The sequence below is a fragment of the Streptomyces sp. NPDC046716 genome (assembly GCF_040645755.1).
GTDB lineage: Bacteria > Actinomycetota > Actinomycetes > Streptomycetales > Streptomycetaceae > Streptomyces.
Genome location: NZ_JBEYYU010000007.1, coordinates 142,984 through 159,705, shown reverse-complemented (window position 1 = coordinate 159,705; position 16,722 = coordinate 142,984). Strand labels below are relative to the sequence as shown.

16 protein-coding genes are annotated in these 16,722 nt (G+C 70.3%); 9 read left to right on the top strand and 7 right to left on the bottom strand.

The window, feature by feature from the left end:
• The first annotated feature begins 67 nt into the window (after positions 1-67).
• Positions 68-517: a hypothetical protein gene (locus ABZ930_RS08065; RefSeq protein ID WP_361543301.1), complete on the top strand. Its 450-nt coding sequence runs from the start codon at positions 68-70 to the stop codon at positions 515-517.
• 87 nt (positions 518-604) lie between these two features.
• On the opposite strand, the gene ABZ930_RS08060 is transcribed toward ABZ930_RS08065, so the two are convergent.
• The 3 genes from ABZ930_RS08060 to ABZ930_RS08050 all read right to left on the bottom strand — a co-directional run bounded on the left by ABZ930_RS08060 (position 605) and on the right by ABZ930_RS08050 (position 2,554).
• Entirely contained in the window at positions 605-1,330 is a 726-nt protein-coding gene (locus tag ABZ930_RS08060; protein ID WP_361543298.1) for a nucleotidyltransferase domain-containing protein, read from the bottom strand.
• A gap of 41 nt (positions 1,331-1,371) precedes the next feature.
• Positions 1,372-1,752: a tautomerase family protein gene (locus ABZ930_RS08055; protein WP_361543478.1), complete on the bottom strand. Its 381-nt coding sequence runs from the start codon at positions 1,750-1,752 to the stop codon at positions 1,372-1,374.
• Between the two features lie 151 nt (positions 1,753-1,903).
• Positions 1,904-2,554: a TetR/AcrR family transcriptional regulator gene (locus ABZ930_RS08050; RefSeq protein ID WP_361543295.1), complete on the bottom strand. Its 651-nt coding sequence runs from the start codon at positions 2,552-2,554 to the stop codon at positions 1,904-1,906.
• Between the two features lie 113 nt (positions 2,555-2,667).
• Between ABZ930_RS08050 and ABZ930_RS08045 the strand changes: the two genes are divergently transcribed.
• Positions 2,668-3,336: a hypothetical protein gene (locus tag ABZ930_RS08045; RefSeq protein WP_361543292.1), complete on the top strand. Its 669-nt coding sequence runs from the start codon at positions 2,668-2,670 to the stop codon at positions 3,334-3,336.
• Between the two features lie 149 nt (positions 3,337-3,485).
• Here the strand turns inward: ABZ930_RS08045 and ABZ930_RS08040 are convergent, their stop codons facing one another.
• Positions 3,486-3,800: a hypothetical protein gene (locus tag ABZ930_RS08040; protein WP_361543289.1), complete on the bottom strand. Its 315-nt coding sequence runs from the start codon at positions 3,798-3,800 to the stop codon at positions 3,486-3,488.
• Between the two features lie 238 nt (positions 3,801-4,038).
• Positions 4,039-4,626, bottom strand: a complete 588-nt coding sequence (locus tag ABZ930_RS08035) for a DinB family protein (RefSeq protein ID WP_361543286.1) — start codon at positions 4,624-4,626, stop codon at positions 4,039-4,041.
• A 195-nt stretch (positions 4,627-4,821) separates the two neighbouring features.
• On the opposite strand from ABZ930_RS08035, the gene ABZ930_RS08030 reads away from it, so the two are divergent.
• On the top strand, positions 4,822-5,568 hold the full coding sequence (locus tag ABZ930_RS08030; protein ID WP_361543283.1) for an aminoglycoside phosphotransferase family protein: 747 nt from the start codon (positions 4,822-4,824) through the stop codon (positions 5,566-5,568).
• Positions 5,569-5,682: 114 nt separating this feature from the next.
• Here ABZ930_RS08030 and ABZ930_RS08025 read toward each other — a convergent pair whose 3' ends face one another.
• Positions 5,683-7,665, bottom strand: a complete 1,983-nt coding sequence (locus tag ABZ930_RS08025; protein ID WP_361543280.1) for a BTAD domain-containing putative transcriptional regulator — start codon at positions 7,663-7,665, stop codon at positions 5,683-5,685.
• Between the two features lie 250 nt (positions 7,666-7,915).
• On the opposite strand from ABZ930_RS08025, the gene ABZ930_RS08020 reads away from it, so the two are divergent.
• The gene (locus tag ABZ930_RS08020) at positions 7,916-8,794 is read left to right on the top strand and encodes an alpha/beta hydrolase (RefSeq protein ID WP_361543277.1); all 879 of its coding nucleotides are present in this window, start codon (positions 7,916-7,918) and stop codon (positions 8,792-8,794) included.
• 71 nt (positions 8,795-8,865) lie between these two features.
• On the opposite strand, the gene ABZ930_RS08015 is transcribed toward ABZ930_RS08020, so the two are convergent.
• Entirely contained in the window at positions 8,866-10,953 is a 2,088-nt protein-coding gene (locus ABZ930_RS08015; protein ID WP_361543274.1) for an alpha-galactosidase, read from the bottom strand.
• A 73-nt stretch (positions 10,954-11,026) separates the two neighbouring features.
• On the opposite strand from ABZ930_RS08015, the gene ABZ930_RS08010 reads away from it, so the two are divergent.
• Genes ABZ930_RS08010 through ABZ930_RS07990 form a run of 5 tightly spaced genes read left to right on the top strand, consistent with a single transcriptional unit; the run spans position 11,027 to position 16,693 of the window.
• On the top strand, positions 11,027-12,181 hold the full coding sequence (locus tag ABZ930_RS08010; protein WP_361543271.1) for an ROK family protein: 1,155 nt from the start codon (positions 11,027-11,029) through the stop codon (positions 12,179-12,181).
• 50 nt (positions 12,182-12,231) lie between these two features.
• The gene (locus ABZ930_RS08005) at positions 12,232-13,500 is read left to right on the top strand and encodes a sugar ABC transporter substrate-binding protein (RefSeq protein ID WP_361543268.1); all 1,269 of its coding nucleotides are present in this window, start codon (positions 12,232-12,234) and stop codon (positions 13,498-13,500) included.
• 4 nt (positions 13,501-13,504) lie between these two features.
• Complete coding sequence (locus ABZ930_RS08000; protein ID WP_361543266.1) at positions 13,505-14,485, top strand: sugar ABC transporter permease; 981 nt, start codon at positions 13,505-13,507, stop codon at positions 14,483-14,485.
• Between the two features lie 4 nt (positions 14,486-14,489).
• The gene (locus tag ABZ930_RS07995; protein ID WP_361543263.1) at positions 14,490-15,329 is read left to right on the top strand and encodes a carbohydrate ABC transporter permease; all 840 of its coding nucleotides are present in this window, start codon (positions 14,490-14,492) and stop codon (positions 15,327-15,329) included.
• A 32-nt stretch (positions 15,330-15,361) separates the two neighbouring features.
• Positions 15,362-16,693: a glycoside hydrolase family 27 protein gene (locus ABZ930_RS07990; protein ID WP_361543260.1), complete on the top strand. Its 1,332-nt coding sequence runs from the start codon at positions 15,362-15,364 to the stop codon at positions 16,691-16,693.
• Positions 16,694-16,722: the final 29 nt, after the last annotated feature.

Below are 16,722 nucleotides of genomic sequence, written 5' to 3'. Positions count from 1 at the left end.
ACCGCCCGCGATTCCACCGGGCGAGTCCGGGCGGCGGAGCTCTTCGTGGGGTGGCAGCCTCGAGGGCGTGACCATCGAATCCTCGCCCAAGGCGGAGCTGCAGCGGCACGCGCAGAAGGCGGCGACCGCTTTCCTCGCCGGACCACGCCGGGATCGTATGACGGCACTGCTCGAGGCGCCCACGGACAAGCAGTGGGACAAATTCCGCCGAAGCCTGGCGGGAACGTTCCAGGCCGCACTCGACCCGCGTCATGCGCGACCCTTGAGCGCCCATGAGCAGCACCCCGAGGTGCTGGAACACCTGCTGAGGCAGGCGGGTGCGCCGGATCGATGCGCTGTCGTCACCGACCTGGGCGGCGACGACGGACTGTACGCGTTGACGGCTGCTCTGGGCCGTTTCCCCTGGCACGGCCAGGGCGTCCTCATCTCCTGCGTCCCCGGGGCGCTCGCTTACTACGAGTCGGAGGGCGCCGACCGGTTCATCCTGCTCCGGGCCGGGGCGGTTGCGGGCCGGTGAACCGGCCCGCCCTGTTGAGGTCGACGCCCATGAGTCCCTTGCCGGGATGCCGATCAGAGCGAGCGCCGTCATTGCTGGGAGGCGTCGCTATGCCTGCCAGCGATGCGAGTAGCCCTCTCGCAGTGGCCCTCCGATCAGGTCGAGAACTTTCCTCGCGGCAGCTGCCAGTGGGGACGGGTCGGCCTGTTCGGCCACAGCCTGGTGCCCGTCCAGCAGTGCCCGGCCCAGTTCCGGATCCGCGGTGATGAGCCGCCGGGGCAGCCATTTGCCGATACCCGTCCATGCGCCACGGTGAGCGGTGACGAGTTCAGCGGCTTCCCGCAGGACGTGGTCGGCGACGACCAGCTGTTCGTGGCGGCTCGCCGACGGGGTGTCGACCAGGTCGTCGAGATAGCACGTCAGCACATAGCGGCCCTGACGCCACTGCTCTGTGGTGAGACGAGGCGGTCCCGTCGCGACGATCTCTTCTGCCAGTCGGCGGGTGTGGGCCACATGCCCGTACGGATCGGCGAGTGTCATCCCCTGGGCATAGACGAAGACCACCGTCGCCCGTCTGCGGGCCCGGTCCCACTCGAAGAACCTGGGGACGTCCTCCACGTCGTTGAGGAACAGCTCGACCAACTGCCCTTCGTATCGCATCACTTCCCGGCCGCTTCCGGCGGAGGGAGGAAGAAGGACGCCGATGTCGAGGTCGCTGGCCGGAGTGGCACGGCCCCGGGCCGCCGACCCGCCGAGAACCGCACCGAGTGCCTGCGGGAACAGCTCCCTCACCAAACGTCCCGCCTGGCCGATCACCGCTTCTTGATCGCTCATGGGCGTTCATGGTGCCAGGCCGTATCGCCTCACCGCTTTCGTCACAGGTACTGGGCATCGCCGTTGCCCAGCGACCAGTCCGCGTTTGTGTTCTCCGTCAGCACGATGAACATGTTGCGCGGCTCAACGCTCGCGTACTCCTCGGCGAGTTCGGAAATGCGCCGATACAACGCCTGCTTCTGGGTGTCCGGGCGGCCCGCGCGCAAGGTGATGGCCACGTACACGATGCCGTCGTCGCGGGGTATGCCCAGATACGTGCCGTGGCGCAGCAGTCCCTGTTGTCCGTCATGGCCGGTCAGGATCTGAAAGCGATCCTCGTCGGGGAAGCCCATCGCCTCGCCCAGCGCCTCATGGACGGCCCGCCCCAGGGCCTTCAGTCGCGGTGTGTCGCAGTGCATGGCATCGATGCGGACAAGTGGCATGGCGCGTGCCTCCAAGGTCGGTCTGCGAAGCTGCTCGAACACCGTACATACTAGTAGGTACAGAGTGTTCAGGGTTTCCCCTGAACGGCACCGCTGAATGGCACCGTCGCCCGTGATCGACGACGGCCCGCCCGCGAACGAGCCTGGCCGCTCAGGCGCGGGAGGTGTTCCGCCGCTCGGGTGTGAGGAGGTAGGCGACGGCCATGTCGCTGAGTTCGTTCGCGTAGCGGCGCTGGGCCGTTTCGCCGGTCGCCGGGTCGGGGCGTACGGAGTTGTGGAAGCAGGCGCCGAGCAGGGCGCGGGCCGCGGTGTCCAGTGCCGCCTGCGGGTCGGAGCGTCGGATCTCGTCCGCGTAGGGGGCCGCTGCTTCGAGCAGGAGCCGGTGGACCTCGGTGATGGTGCGGGCGCCGCGGTCCGACGGCTTGGCTCCTCGCGCGCGCAGCAGCGCGGGGAAGACGCTGCTGCCGTCGGAGAATGACTGCAGCAGGGCGTGGGCGTAGGCGTCCATGACGCCGGACAGTGACGGCTCGGCCTTGCGGAGTTGCTCGGCCACGTACTCTTCGCGCCGGTCCAGCATCCGCTCCGTCAGAGCGTTTATCAGCTGTTCCTTGTCCTCGAAGCGGCGGTAGATCGTGCCGACCGAGACGCCGGCGCGTTCCGCGACGCCGGTCATCGTCATCTCCTCCAGGCCGCCCGAGGAGGCGATCTCCTCGGCCGCGTGCAGGACGCGGGCCAGCGTCGCTGCGCTGCGCGCCTGCTGGGGCTCCTTGTACGGCGCCGGGCGATCGTGCTGGTCGGTCATGCCCCGCATCGTATCGGCGCGATGCAGGCAGGAACGGTTGACAAGTGCCGGGCCCCGCTGCGTAACCTGACGTGAATGTGAATTCACATTCGCATCACGATGGAGGTTCGACCATGACCGACAAGCAGACTTCCCCTGCTGTGACCGTGACGCTCGAGTCGGGGCCCGCCGGCTCCGGGAGCATCGACGACTTCGAGCTGTTCTACGCGCGCCGTGCCCTGGACCGCTTCAGGACGCGGCTGGGCCGCCAGGGTCTGCTCGATCTGCTGGCCGCTGACATCGAGGAGGGCAACGCCTTCCTGCGCGAGTGTGCGCTCGACTCCGACGGTGAGTTCCATGGCGGTACGACGGTGCTTCAGGCGCGTGGCCTGACCTCGGGCGAATTCCTCACGTGGATGGACGCGGCCTTCGCGGGCGACGACTCCCGCCCGCTTCTCGCCGCGCACCCCGAGCACTACGTGATGGGCACCGACGACATCGGTGCGCTCGTGGTGGAGAACATCGGCCCCCACGTGTGCTCTTTCTACATGGGCGGCTGGGGCACGGACGCGATGGCCTGGGCCGACGACGCGGCCGAACTCCTCCCGGAGTCGGAGTTTCCGCGGAAGATGTCCTCGAACCTCTTCCTGGAGGACGGCACCGTCGTCGGGCGGGCGCTGATCCAGTTCGGCGACACCGCCGAGGGATTCACCGCGAACCTGACGGTCTACTTCCCCACGTCCTGCCCGAAGGACGTGCTCGACCACCATCTGCGGCACTACGCCGTCGAGTTCAGGACCTGACGCATGCGAGGGGAGGTCGCCGCCGCCCGGCGCGCCGGATGCGATGTACATCGGCGTTGCGCGCACGCGGCCTCAGGCCCTCGGGCCGGCCGATCCTCCGACCGCGTCCGCCGAAGGAGCCGTATGCCGTCGCCTGGAGGGTCGCCGGGTCAGCCCTCGTCGAGATGGCGCAGTCCCCTCTCCCAGCGTCGTCTGCGTCCCGTCTCGTCGTCCTCCCACCACGGTGGCGTGCCCCGTTCCCCGAGAGCGACTTTCGCCGCGTGGACCCGGTCGCGTGCCGCGCGCTCGGCGGTGGCGTCACCCTCCCGGAGGGCGGTCGCGGCCGCACGCCGGGCAGCCATGAGGTGGGCGCGCAGTCGCGTCGCGACATCGTCGGGCACGGCCGGGTCGGTTGCCCGCCATTTACGCCCGCGGATCACCACGTGGTGACCGTCGGGTGTGAGCTTGAGTTCGCGTTGATTCACGCACCGCGTATTCCATGGAGGCTGCGCAGCGAATCAACACTGCTGTGCTGATCGAGTGGGTGGAGTACTGGGCTTGGGGGCCGCCTCATCCGGATACCGGCACGTGTCGAGGCGCGCCGGGCGGACTCTCATGCGCTCCTCGAGTGAACTCTCAACCTTCCCTTGAGAGTAAGACGGTGTCTCGGTGTCTTACGGGGCAAGTTCGCGAGCCGTTTCGTTCGTACGGGGGGGCAGCCTGCTAAGCCTCGGCCAGGGCGGCGGCCGTCCTCGCGGCCTGCTCGATCCTCGCGACGTGGGCTGCGCGGGCTTCCTCGTCGATCGGCTGCTCGTTTTCGGCGCGCACCCCGGTCCGGCCGTCGACGCCCTCGCGCAGGATGTCGGCGTGCCCGGCATGCCGGATGGTCTCGCCGAGGACATGGACCGTGATGGCGAACAGGTTCGTGTTCGGACAAGGCTCCGACCACCAGGGCACGTGGCCGGGGGCGTCGAGGGCGAGTTCGTCGATCGTCGCGTCCGAGTGTTCCCACGTGCGCCGGTAGAACCCGATGATCTGGTCGCGCGTCTCGTCCTCGGCCGCCCATTGATCGCCGCCGTCGGAGTCCTGCCACCGGCACAGCGGTTCCGGCGAAGGGCGGTCGAAGACCTCACCGAAATACCTCGCCTCGACCGTGGCCACGTGTTTGACCAGGCCGAGGAGGTTGGTCCCGGTCGCCGTCAGAGGCCGGCGCACGTCGTAGTCGGACAGGCCGTCGAGCTTCCAGAGCAGCGCCTCACGGTCCCGCCGCAGTCTTTTGTGCAGGTTGTCCTTCGCGAACTCATCGATCATGCGGCACGAGCCTGCCATGGGCTGCTCACGGTCTCAAGATCCCGTATGCGGTCCGCAACGACCGGCGGATCGGCCCGCTGATCGTGGTGGGCCCGGGCGCAACTCACCGCACCACTCACCCGCGCCGTTGCGCCAAGTCAGAGGTCGGCGAAAACCTGGCGACGTCGACGATCGGCCCCGGGATACTGGTCGCCCATGGATGAGGTCAAAGTCGTCGTCGCCCATTCCGAGCGCGCGACGCTGCGCGTCGGCGACGTGTTCCTGAAGGTGGACGCCGATCAGGCGCGCATCGACGCCGAGGTCGAGGCGATGTCCCTCGCGCCGGTCCCGACCCCGGAAGTCCTGTGGCGCAAGCCGCCCGTGCTCGCGATCGCCGCGCTCCGGGGGACCACGCTGGGGCGCCTCGGCGGGCCGTCGACCGGGTCGCCGACGGCGTGGGCCGCTGCGGGCGCCGCCATCCGGAAGCTGCACGACGCGCCGCTGCCGCCCCTGCCGGGCCGGGCCGGGCGGAGCAAGGCCGCGCTGGCGGCCGAACTCGACGACGAGTGCGAGTCGCTCGTGACGAACGGTGTCCTGCCCGCTGCCCTGGTCGCCCGCAACCGCCAGGTCGCCGAGGCCGCGTTCCGGCAGTGGACCCCGGCGTTCACGCACGGCGACCTGCAGATCGCGCACGTCTTCGTCGACGGCGACGAGGTCACCGGCATCATCGACTGGTCCGAGGCGGGCCGGGGTGACGCCCTGTACGACCTCGCCACCTTCACACTCGGGCACGAGGAGCACCTGGACGACGTCATCGCCGGGTACGGCGGCGACGTCGACCTCGACGTGATCCGCGCGTGGTGGTCGTTGCGAAGCCTGCTGGCGGTTCGCTGGCTGGTCGAGCACGGCTTCGATGCCTTCGCGCCGGGCTGTGAGGTCGACGTGCTGAGATCCCGGATGTGAGGGTGCGCGGGCAGATCGCGGCGCGGTGGCCGGCCGCGCCTGCCGCCGATCGGCGGGAAGGCCCGGGTGTGCCCGCGCCGAGGCCCCGAAAGAGCCCTTCGACGGTGGCGCCCCTCAGGCCAACGTCTCTTCCAGCGCTGCCACCTGCTCGGCAACAGGTCCCAAGGTGATCAGCCCACTGCCGGCCGCCATTTCCGCCGAGGCGGGCAGCAGTTGAGTGTGGGCCCGGTCCATCACCTCGCGGTCGCCCACCGCGATCGCCGCCCGTGCCGTCAGACACCACAGGGCTTCGGTCATCAGGTCGCGCGGCGGTGAGGCGATGCCGCGCAGCGCTGCCCGTGCCTCTTCCGTCCGGCCGCCCTCGACCAGCAGCAGGGGCCGCACCCACGGCTCGTACGGTCCCCAGTCCGCGTCCGCGTCTTCTTGCGCAGCCGAGGCTCCGTGCCGCAGGCGAACGGAAAGCCGGGCCAGCGGAGCCAGCCCGTGTTCCAGTCCGGGCATCCCCGCGCCGCGCAGCGCGTCGGACGCCTGCGCGTAGGCGGTCTCGGCCGCCTCGCGCGAGCCGGCCACTGCCGTGCGCAGCGCCCGGTACCAGGTCGTGAACACCGAGACCAACGGCAGTTCATGACGGTCCGCCAGCTCGTCGACCACGTCCGCGTGCCGGTCCGCCGCCGCCAGATCCGCCAGCGCGCACCGCGCCTGGATCCGGATCAGGTGACCGAGCACCTCGTAGCGGACCAGGTCGTGGTGGCCGGACAGCGCCACGACCTCGGCGCCGATCCCGTCGCGCCGCAGCGCGAGCCCGGTCCTGCGGAAGGACTGCATGAACGTGCCGTTCAGGGCGAACGCCAGCAGCCCCGGGTCGCCGAGGCGCCGGGCGATCTCCTCGGCCTGCCCGGCGGCCTGGAGCGGCCGGGCCAGCACCCCGGACGCCGCCTCACCTACGGGCAGGGTCCCGCGCGACTCCACCGCGACGGTCGCCAGCAGCCGGCAGCGCGCCGCGTCGTGGCTGCCCGGTTCCAGAGCGCGCAGGGTGCGCTCGGAGGCGTCCACCAGCCAGCGGGCCTGCTCGGGGTCGTCGGAGCGGGTCCAGATCGCGGGGACGTCGTAGACCCCGATGACGCGCGCCGTCAGCTCCGGATCGCCGAGCTGCTCCGCGGCGGCGACGGCGGCCACGCGGTGGTGGCGGGCTGCCTCCAGGCCGCCGCCACCGGTGACCGCCAGGTCGCGCATCAGGCCGACCGTCGACTCCAGTCGGGTCCGGGCCCGGGATCCCAGGGCACCCTCGTAGGCGGCCGTGGCCTGCTCCCACACCCGGTTCACCGAGGCATCGGCGTCCGGGTCGAGGTGTTCGGCCTGCCGCAGAAGGTCTTCCTCCAGGCGCCGCAGCCGGGCGCTGGGATCCATGCCGAGCTGGTCGCGGAGCAGGGCGCGGGCCCGGCGCAGCACGGACAGGGCGTCGGCCTGCCGGCCCGAGCGGTACAGGGCGAGGGCCAGCAGCCGCCAGGCGTCCTCCCGCCACGGATGGTCGGTGACGTGCGCGTCGAGGTCGGGCACGGCCTCGGCGGCCCGGCCCAGGGCGATCCGCGCCTCGGCGCGGCGCTCGACGGCGTGCAGCCGCAGCTCGGTCAGCCGGGACCGCTCCGCCCGCAGCCACCGCTCGTCGCCGAAGTCCGCGAACGCGGGCCCGCGCCACCAGCCGAGCGCCTCGTCCAGCCGCTGTGCCACCCGGGCGGGACCGGCATCCCCGAGTGACTCCACGACCTGCTCGAACCGCCAGGCGTCGATGTCGTCCTTCGGCACCCGCAGGACGTATCCGGAGCCTTCGGTGATGAGCAGGCGCGGCGCTGTCCGGGGCGGCCGGTCGGGTTCCAGGGCACGCCGCAGGTCACCGACGAAGGTGCGCAGCGAGCTGATGGCGTCGCCCGGCGGGTCCTCCCACAGGTCCTCCGCGAGCCGGGCGACCGGCACCACCCGGCGGCGGGCGACGATCAGCCGGGCCAGCACCGCCCGATGCCGCGGCCCCTTGAGCCGCAGCGGCTCCCCGGCCTCGTCCCAGGCGCTCACCGCTCCCAGCACCCCGAATTCCACGCGCATGCCGCCGCCCGGTCCTTTCCGTCTCTCCGCCCCGTTGACCAGGAGAAATCTAGTCGAACCCGCAAGCATTCATCCGGTACTGATCGGCTGCCCGGAGTCTTGAGACATCGGCCGGGGCGCGACACCGCCACCGCCGAGGGCATGCGGAACATGCCGCGCGGGACAGGTCCGGTTCGTCCGGGTCCGGCACCGCGGTCAAGGAAGGGGTCCCGCCGAGCGGGCGGGGCCTAGCAATGAAAGGCACCAGGCCATGACACTCAGCATCACGGGATTCGAGTACCGGCGCGTGGAGGTGGCGGACGGCGTCGAGCTGAACGTCGCCGTCGGTGGCTCCGGCAGCCCGGTCGTGCTGCTGCACGGCTTCCCGCAGACCCACCTGATGTGGCGGCACGTCGCCGAGAACCTGGCGGCCGACCACACGGTCATCTGCCCCGACCTGCGCGGATACGGCGACAGCGACAAGCCGGCCGAGGACGGGCCCGACGTCTACTCCAAGCGGACCATGGCGAACGACATCGTCGCCCTGGCCAAGGCGCTGGGCCACGAGCGGTTCGCGCTCGCCGGGCACGACCGCGGGGCGCTCGTCGCCTTCCGCGCCGGACTCGACCACCCGGACACCATCACCCACCTGGCCTGCCTGGACGTTCTGCCGACGCTGGACATGTGGGAGGCGCTGCACGGGGTGCAGGCGGCCGTGGGCTTCCACCTCTACCTGATGGCCCAGCCGCCCGGTCTGGCGGAGCAGATGATCCAGAACAGCTCGGACGCCTTCTTCTCCTACTTCCTGGACATCTGGGCCAACGACCCCGAGGCCGTGCCGCCGGCGGTCCGGCAGGTCTACCTCGACGCGTGCCGTGAGGCGGTGCCGTCCATCGTCGCGGACTACCGCGCCTCGGCGGGCATCGACATCGAGCACGACCGGGCCGACCGGGCCGAGGGCCGTCAGCTGGCCATGCCGCTCTCCGTCCTCCAGCAGGACTGGGGCGCGGCCCTGGGCTACGAGGCCGCCGCGCTGTGGGGCGCCTGGGCCGCGGACCTGAACCACTCGACGGTCTCCTGCGGACATTTCATGGCCGAGGAGGACCCGGAGACGATCGCGAAGTCCCTGCGCGACCTGCTGGCGCGCTGAGCCCTAGTGAGCGACAGGCCCTGGCCCACCCGTCGCGGGTGGGCCAGGGCCTGCCGCGCGGCAGTACCCGTTCACGAGCCGGCCACGTCCCGGCCCGGCTGCCTCTTCAGACGGATCACGGTGCTGGCCCGGTCGCCCGCGTCCAGATCGAGCGCGAGTCCATGGGTGAGCAGTGCGGCGCCGTGATGGGTCTCGCCGGTCGCCTCGTCGACGTAGACCGCTGCGGCAGAGAGGTCCGCCATCCGCGCCCGTCGGCTCGGGCCCCAGGCGATCAGCACCACGCTGTCCGCCAGCTGGTACTGCACCGCGTCGTCGAGACGGTGCTGTGTGCCGAACTGCACCACGGGACGGACTGTTTTGTAGAGAGCCACCAGCTCGCGGGCCTCGTCGAGTTCCGCCTCGGTCCAGTGGGCCAGATCACCGCCGATCCCGAGGGCCCCGGTCATGGCGATGTGGAAGCGATAGGAGAGCGGTGCGGTGCGGCGGGTCAGCGGGTTGGGGCTGTCGGTGACCCAGGCGGACATGGTGCGCGCCGGATAGATCTGGCTGTAGCCGTGCTGAATGGCGATGCGGTCACGTGCGTCGGTGTTGTCCGAGATCCAGGTCTGGTCCGTGTGGGCCAGCATGCCCAGATCGGCGCGGCCGCCGCCGCCCGCGCAGCCCTCGATGCGCAGACCGGGATGCGCGTGGCGCAGCCGATCGAGCACTCCGTACACGCCGAGGGTGTGCTCGTGCCACAGGCGTTCGCCGTCCGGGTGGCCGGGCCATCCGGCCTCGGTGAAGGCCCGGTTCATGTCCCACTTCAGGTAGTCGACCGCGTGGGTGGCCACCAGGCGGTCGAGCCAGGTGAAGGCCCACTCGGCGACGTCGGTCCGGGCGAAGTTGAGGACGAGTTGGTTGCGCAGTTCGGTGCGGCGGCGGTGGGGCATGTGCAGCACCCAGTCGGGGTGGGACCGGTACAGGTCGCTGTCCGGGTTGGTCATCTCCGGTTCGACCCACAGACCGAAGCGCATCCCCAGCTTCCGGACCTCGTCGACCAGCGGACCGAGCCCGTCGGGGAAGCGTTCGGGATTAGGGTGCCAGTCGCCCAGGCCCGCGTGGTCGCTGGTGCGCTGCCCGAACCAGCCGTCATCGACGACGAAGAGCTCCACGCCCAGCTCGGCCGCTCGTTCGGCCAGGGCGCGCTGGCTCGGCAGCTCGACGTTCCAGCCGGTCGCCTCCCAGCTGTTGTAGAGGACGGGTCGGAGCTCGTCGGGCTCCGGAAGGACGTGTGCGGCGATGTAGTCGTGCCAACCGCGGCTCGCGGCGCCGAACCCTCCGCGGCTGTACTGGCCGGCGAACACGGGGGAGTGGTGGCTCTCGCCGGGGGTCAGCCTCCAGCTGATGCCGTCGTGCCCGGCTCCTCCGCTCACGGTGAACGGCCCGCCCAAGTGGTCCCGGCGAGCGGTGATCCGCCAGCTTCCCGACCAGGCGAGCACCATGCTCCACACCTCGCCGCTCGCCTCGTCGGCGGTTCCGCCGTCGACCATCAGCCAGGGGTTGCCATGGTGGCCCGAGATCCCGCGTCGGGAGGTGAACACGGTCTCGGCGTACGGGGCTTGGGCGCGCTGCAGCTGGGTCTCGCCGCACCACTGGCCCACCGTGTGGGAGATCCGCACCCCAGAGTGTGCCGGAACCGACCAGGCGGCGGAGTCGCAGCGCAGCACTTCGATCGGCTCGCCCGCGCCGCCCCCGGTGTTCAAGTGCCGCAGGGTCAGGGAGCGTTCGATGACGTCGCTGTCGTCGTGGACGGTGTAGTGGAGGGTGCAGGCCAGGGGGTAGTGGCGGTCGCGCAGGTGGAGGTGCAGCTCGCCGCCCGCGTCCTCGTGGCCCTCGTACTGCCACTCCACGCCGCGTGCACCGCCTGCGTAGCGCACCAGCAGGGAAGGGGCCGCGAAGTGGGCTCCGCCCTCAACGGGCAGTTCATGACCGCCGGTTGAGGCGAAACTGCTGTGGAGATCGTCGTGCAGGCGCAGGGACGAGGCCTGTTCGAGAGTGAGCGGGGTTCCCCAGTGCAGATGGCGCGGTGCGTCGTCGGCGCCGATGCGCAACGCGTAGGACGTGGCCGGGGTGGCGAGCAGGAACGTACGGCTCGACGGGTCGAAGGACACCTGTGACATGGCCTGGAGCCTAGGCTTCAACTCCCCATATTTAAATATTGACGAAGGAAATTATTCCCTCTACGTTTCCCCCATGTTGCTGAACCGAGCGAAGCTGCTCGCGTCTCCCGCGGCCAACACGGTGTTCACCACGGTGCTCACGCGAGGGCCGGTCGCCCGCCCCGACATCTCCCGGATCACCGGACTGTCGTCGGCCGCCGTCACCAAAGCCGCCAAGCCCATGATCGAGGCCGGCTACCTCGAAGAACTGCCGCAGGCCGCGCGGACCGTCGAGGGAGCCGGACGGCCCGCGCACCCCTTGGCCGTCTGCGCCGACCGGGAGTTCTTCGTCGGGGTCAAGGTCACCACCGACGAACTCATCGGCGTCGTCACGGGGTTGAAGGCCGACGTGCGAGCCGCGCACCGCACACCACTCGACGGACGCGGAGTCGAGCAGGTGGTCCAGAGCATCGCCCTCCTGGTCGGTGAACTCACCGCCGCCTTCTCCGCCCACACCCACCACGTCGGAGTCTCCGTCTCGGGCGACGTCGACCGGGAAGGCGGCCGGGTGCGCTACTCGCCGTTCCTGGGCTGGCGGGACGTGCCCCTGGCCGAACTGCTCGGCGAGGCGACGGGACTGGCCGTGACCATCGAGAACGACGTGAAGGCGCTGACCGTCGCCGAGCAGTGGTTCGGCGACGGCGCCGGGACCGAGTCCTTCGCGCTCGTCACGGTCGGAGCCGGCATCGGCTGCGGCCTTGTCGTGGGAGGCCGCCTCGTGGCAGGGGGCTACGGCGTGGCCGGCGAGATCGGGCACGTGCCCGTCGCCGCCGGTGACGGGCCCGCGTGCCACTGCGGCGGCCGCGGTTGCGTCGAGGCCATCGCCTCGGAGGAAGCCATCGTCGCCCGGGCCCGTGCCGCGGCCGACGACCCCGCACTCGACATGCCCGGCGCCATCGACCTCGCGCACGACGGACACGAAGCCGTCCGCGCGGTGTTCGCCGAAGCGGGCCAGGCCATCGGGCTGGGCCTGGCCGCCATGGTCAACCTCGTAGGACCCGAACGCGTGGTGGTCTCCGGCGAGGGCCTGGCCGCCTACGACCTCTTCGAGGAGCAGATCCGCGCCGCCTTCGCCGCCCAGGCCTTCGGCGCCGCCGCCCGCTGCCCGCTCGTCGTGCGCCCCCTGCCCTGGGAGGAGTGGGCGCGCGGCGCGGCCGCCGTCGGAATCCAGTCCCTCTTCGCCGCCTGATCCCTCCCGCTCCCCGCAGCCCTCCGCCCGCCTCCCGGAAGGACCCCGTCATGTCTTCCCGCTCCGCGCTGTCCCGCAGAGGATTCCTCGGCACATCCCTGCTGTTCGTGGCCGGCGCCGCCGTCGCCTGCAACGGCGACCCGCAGGGCACGGCCGCCGCCAAGGGTGCCAAGGTCACCCTCACCCAGTGGTACCACCAGTACGGAGAGGAGGGCACCCAGGCCGCGGTCAAGCGGTACGCGGAGCAGTACACCAAGGCCAACCCCGACGTCGCCGTCAACGTCGTCTGGGGCGCCGACACCTCCCAGTACGAGACCAAGCTGAACGCCGCCCTGCTGGGCGCCGACGCCCCCGACATCTTCGAACTCGGCGACTTCCGCGCCGAGATGGCCCGGAAGGGACAGCTCGCCCCCCTCGACGACGTCTACGGCTCCGCCAAGGACGGATTCAACAAGGCCGACCTCGACTACCTCACCGTCGACGGCAAGCTCTACGGCATCAAGACCATCGACGACGTGATGGTGCTCTTCTACCGCAGGTCGATGCTGAAGAAGGCGGGCGTCACTCCACCCACCACCTTCGACGAACTCGTCGACGCCGCGAAGAAACTGACGGACGGTGACGTGAAGGGCCTGTTCCTCGGGAACGACGGCATCGGCGACAGTCCGTACCTCCTCGCCTGGTCGCAGGGCAAGGACCTGATCGACGGCAAGAAGGTCGTCTACGCCGACGCGGCCTCGTCCATATCGGGCCTGCGCGACCTGCACACCGACAAGTCGCTGCTGCTCGGCTTCACCACCGACTGGTACGACGCGGGCGCCTTCACCCAGGGCGCCGCCGCCATGCAGTGGTGCGGCCTGTGGGCGCTGCCCACCATCGAAAAGGCCCTCGGCGACGACTTCGGCGTCGTGCCCTGGCCCGCCCACGGAGCGACGGGCAGGCCCGTCGCCCGGCTCGGCGGCTGGACGCAAGCCGTCAACGCCAAGAGCAAGCATGTGGAAGAGGCCAAGAACTACCTCAAGTGGCTGTGGATCGAGCAGGCCGACATCCAGATCGACTGGGCCGTCAAATACGGCTTCCACGTCCCGCCGCAGACCGAAGTCGCCGCGAAGACACCGGGGTTGAACAAGGGGGCCGCCAAGGGCACCGTCGCCATCGGCACCAAGAACGGCGTCTCCTTCCCCGCCGAGTGGACCCAGGCCATGCAGGCCGAGTTCATCGCGGCCGCCGCCGACATCGCCAAGGGCGCGGCACCCGAGAAAACGCTGAAGAAGGCCCAGGCCAAGGGGCAGGCCGACCTCGACAAGCAGATGGGCTGAGGGCGTGACCGCCACCGGCACCACGCCCGTCCGCGCGGCCCGCCCCGCGCCCGCCACCACAACGCGGCGCCGCCGGCTCACCGAGCGCCGGTCGAAGATCCTCGCCTTCGCCGTGCTCACCGCGCCGATGCTCATCGGCCTCGGCGTCTTCCGGTACGTCGCCATCGGCTGGAGCTTCCTGCTCAGCTTCAGCGAGGCCCGCCGCACCATCTCCCTCGGCCACTGGGTCGGCCTCGACAACTACCGCCAACTCCTGAGCGACGAACGCTTCCGCGACTCGCTCACGATGATCGTCCTGTTCACCGCCCTCATCGTGCCGGTCACCTTCGCGGCGTCCCTCGGCCTCGCCGTCCTGGTCAACCGCGTCCGCCGCGGCCGCGCCCTCTTCCGCACCGCCTTCCTCCTGCCCGCCGCCGTCAGCTACGTCGCCGCCGCGATGATCTGGAAGATGGCCCTGTTCAGCGGCGTACCGTCCGGCCTCGCCAACACCCTCGGCAGTGCCCTCTTCGGCGCCGACGCCACCCCATGGATCCAGACCCAGAGCCCGCCCCTGTACTGGATCGTGCTCGTCACCCTGCGCCTGTGGCTCCAGGTCGGCCTGTACATGATCCTCTTCATCGCCGGACTGCAGTCGATCCCCCCGCACCTCTACGAGGCGGCGGCCCTGGACGGCGCCGGTCCGTGGCGCACCTTCCGCAGCATCACCTTCCCCATGCTGCGCAACACCTCCGTCGCGATCCTGCTGCTGATGCTCATCGCCGCGCTGCAGGCCTTCGACGAGTTCTACGCGATCTTCTCCACCGGCGCCTCGCTCGGCAGCGAACCCCTGCGCACCCCGCTCATGCACCTGTACGGCGTCGCCCTCCAGGACCAGGACTACGGCGTCGGCTCGGCCGGAGCGTTCCTGCTCACCCTGCTGATCGTGCTGATCACGCTGCTCCAGGGCCGGATCCTCGGATTCTCCCGAGCCGGCGACAAGGACTGAACCCATGAACCGTTCCCGAGGCGGCGTCCTCGGCTCCGCCGCCACCTACCTTCTGCTGTGCCTGCTCGCCGTCGTCTTCCTCGTCCCCTTCTACGTCCTGCTGCGCAACGCCTTCATGACGACACCGGAGATCACCGCAACCGACTGGCACTGGCTGCCCCACGCGCTGAGCCTGGACAACTTCACCGCGCTGTTCGACAACCCGGAGCGCCCCTTCGGCCGCTCCCTGCTCAACTCCCTGCTGATCGCGGTGATCTCGGCCCCGGTGTCGACACTGCTGGCCTCCATGGCCGGCTACGCGCTCGCCCGGATCGACGTGCCCGGCCGCGGGATCGTCCTCGCGCTCATCGTCGGAACGCTGATGATCCCGCAGGCGGTGACGTTCCTGCCGACCTTCGTGGTCGTCGGATCCATGGGCGGCGTCAACACGATGTGGGGCCTGATCGCCCCCGGCCTGTTCAACGCCTTCGCCGTCGTCCTCTTCCGCAGCTTCTACCTGTCCTTCCCCGCCGAGATCGAGGAGGCGGGCCGCCTGGACGGCCTCAGTCACCTGGGCGTCTACGGGCGGATCATTCTGCCCAACTCGGCCACGATGATCGCCTCACTCGGCGCGCTCTCCTTCATCGAGGCGTGGAACTCCTTCCTGTGGCCGCTCATGATCGGCCAGGACCCCAGCAGCTGGACCGTGCAGATCGCGCTCTCCAGCTTCCTCACCTCGCAGACCGTCAACCTGCCCGAACTCTTCGCGGGCACGGCCGTCGCGATCCTCCCGCTCGTGGTCATGTTCCTGGTGGCCCAGCGCCACATCGTGCAGGGCATCGCGATGTCCGGCCTCAAGTCCTGAACTGCCGCTCCTCACCCCCGGAGGTACGAACAGTGCACAGAACCACCCGCCGCGCCGCGCTGGCCGCCGCCTGCACCCTGCCCCTCGCCCTCACCCTGTCCGCCGGCACCGCCCAGGCGAAGACCCCCTACGTCAAACCCTTCATGGGCTGGAGCAGCTGGAGCCTGGAGTCGTCCACGCGCAGCGGCTACGGCACCCACTGGCTGAACGAGGGCAACATAAAAAACGCCGCCGACTCGCTCAGCGGCAAGCTGGCCCCGTCCGGCTACAAGAACCTCAACATCGACGCCGGCTGGAACTTCGACTACGACTGGAACTTCCACACCGACGCCCACGGCATCCCCGACGCCGACAAGGGCCGCTTCCCCAGCGGCATGGTCTCCCTGTCCGACTACGTCCACGGCAAGGGCCTCAACCTCGGCCTCTACGGAGCCGCCGGCCTGGAGAAGGAGGTGTACGACAAGGACGCCCCCATCCTCGGCACCGACTGCACCGCGCGGGACATCGCGGTGAAGCCGCTCACCCCGACCAACAAGTGGGGCGGCAGCTGGAAGATCGACTACGGCAACCTCTGCGCCCAGGACTACATCGACTCCATCGTCGCCCGGTACGCCTCCTGGAACGTCGACTTCATCAAGATCGACGGTGTCACGAAGGACAACGTCGCCGACATCAAGGCGTGGTCCACCGCCATCGACCACAGCGGCCGCCGGATGTGGCTGTCCGCGAGCGCCTGGCCCGTCGACCTGGAGGCCGGTGACGGGCTGCGTCCCTACGCGAACGGCGTCCGCGTCGACACCGACATCGAGTGCTACTGCGAGACGACCAGCTCCTGGACCAGCTCCGTCGACGACCGCTTCACGGACCTGCCGACGTGGCTGCCCAAGCTGTCCGCGCCCGGCTACCTCGCCGACCTCGACTCGATGCCCATCAACAACAACACCGGCAGCGGGCTCCAGGACGGCCTGAACGACACCGAGCGGCAGACCGTCATGACGTTCTGGTCGATGGCGTCCTCGCCGCTCTACGTCGGCGGCGACATCTGGTTCCTCGACGACACGGCGAAGAAGATCCTCACCAACCCCGAGGTGATCGCCGTCGACCAGGCGGCCGTGCTGCCCCGGCAGATCCGCTCCGGCGACACCCAGGTGTGGACCAAGCGCGTCGGCAAGGCCACCTACCTCGCCGTCTACAACCTCGGCTCCTCGGCCACCGACATCACGGTGAAGCTGAAGGACCTGGGTGTGAACGGGCCGCGGCAGGCCCGGGACGCCGTGGCACGCGAAAGCCTCGGCACCGTCAGGGGCACCTGGACCGCGACCGCCGTCCCGCCCCACGGCTCACGGCTGATCAAGCTGTCCTGACCACGCTCCCGTCGCCGCGCCCCGCCGAC

Excerpts from the sequence above, each read along its gene's own strand:
- ABZ930_RS08030 (WP_361543283.1), top strand. The coding sequence starts at position 4,822 with ATGGATGAGGTCAAAGTCGTCGTCGCCCATTCCGAGCGCGCGACGCTG.
- ABZ930_RS08020 (WP_361543277.1), top strand. The coding sequence starts at position 7,916 with ATGACACTCAGCATCACGGGATTCGAGTACCGGCGCGTGGAGGTGGCG.
- ABZ930_RS08050 (WP_361543295.1), bottom strand. The coding sequence starts at position 2,554 with ATGACCGACCAGCACGATCGCCCGGCGCCGTACAAGGAGCCCCAGCAG.
- ABZ930_RS08005 (WP_361543268.1), top strand. The coding sequence starts at position 12,232 with ATGTCTTCCCGCTCCGCGCTGTCCCGCAGAGGATTCCTCGGCACATCC.
- ABZ930_RS08035 (WP_361543286.1), bottom strand. The coding sequence starts at position 4,626 with ATGATCGATGAGTTCGCGAAGGACAACCTGCACAAAAGACTGCGGCGG.
- ABZ930_RS08015 (WP_361543274.1), bottom strand. The coding sequence starts at position 10,953 with ATGTCACAGGTGTCCTTCGACCCGTCGAGCCGTACGTTCCTGCTCGCC.
- ABZ930_RS08045 (WP_361543292.1), top strand. The coding sequence starts at position 2,668 with ATGACCGACAAGCAGACTTCCCCTGCTGTGACCGTGACGCTCGAGTCG.
- ABZ930_RS08055 (WP_361543478.1), bottom strand. The coding sequence starts at position 1,752 with ATGCCACTTGTCCGCATCGATGCCATGCACTGCGACACACCGCGACTG.
- ABZ930_RS08010 (WP_361543271.1), top strand. The coding sequence starts at position 11,027 with ATGTTGCTGAACCGAGCGAAGCTGCTCGCGTCTCCCGCGGCCAACACG.
- ABZ930_RS08025 (WP_361543280.1), bottom strand. The coding sequence starts at position 7,665 with ATGCGCGTGGAATTCGGGGTGCTGGGAGCGGTGAGCGCCTGGGACGAG.
- ABZ930_RS08060 (WP_361543298.1), bottom strand. The coding sequence starts at position 1,330 with ATGAGCGATCAAGAAGCGGTGATCGGCCAGGCGGGACGTTTGGTGAGG.
- ABZ930_RS07995 (WP_361543263.1), top strand. The coding sequence starts at position 14,490 with ATGAACCGTTCCCGAGGCGGCGTCCTCGGCTCCGCCGCCACCTACCTT.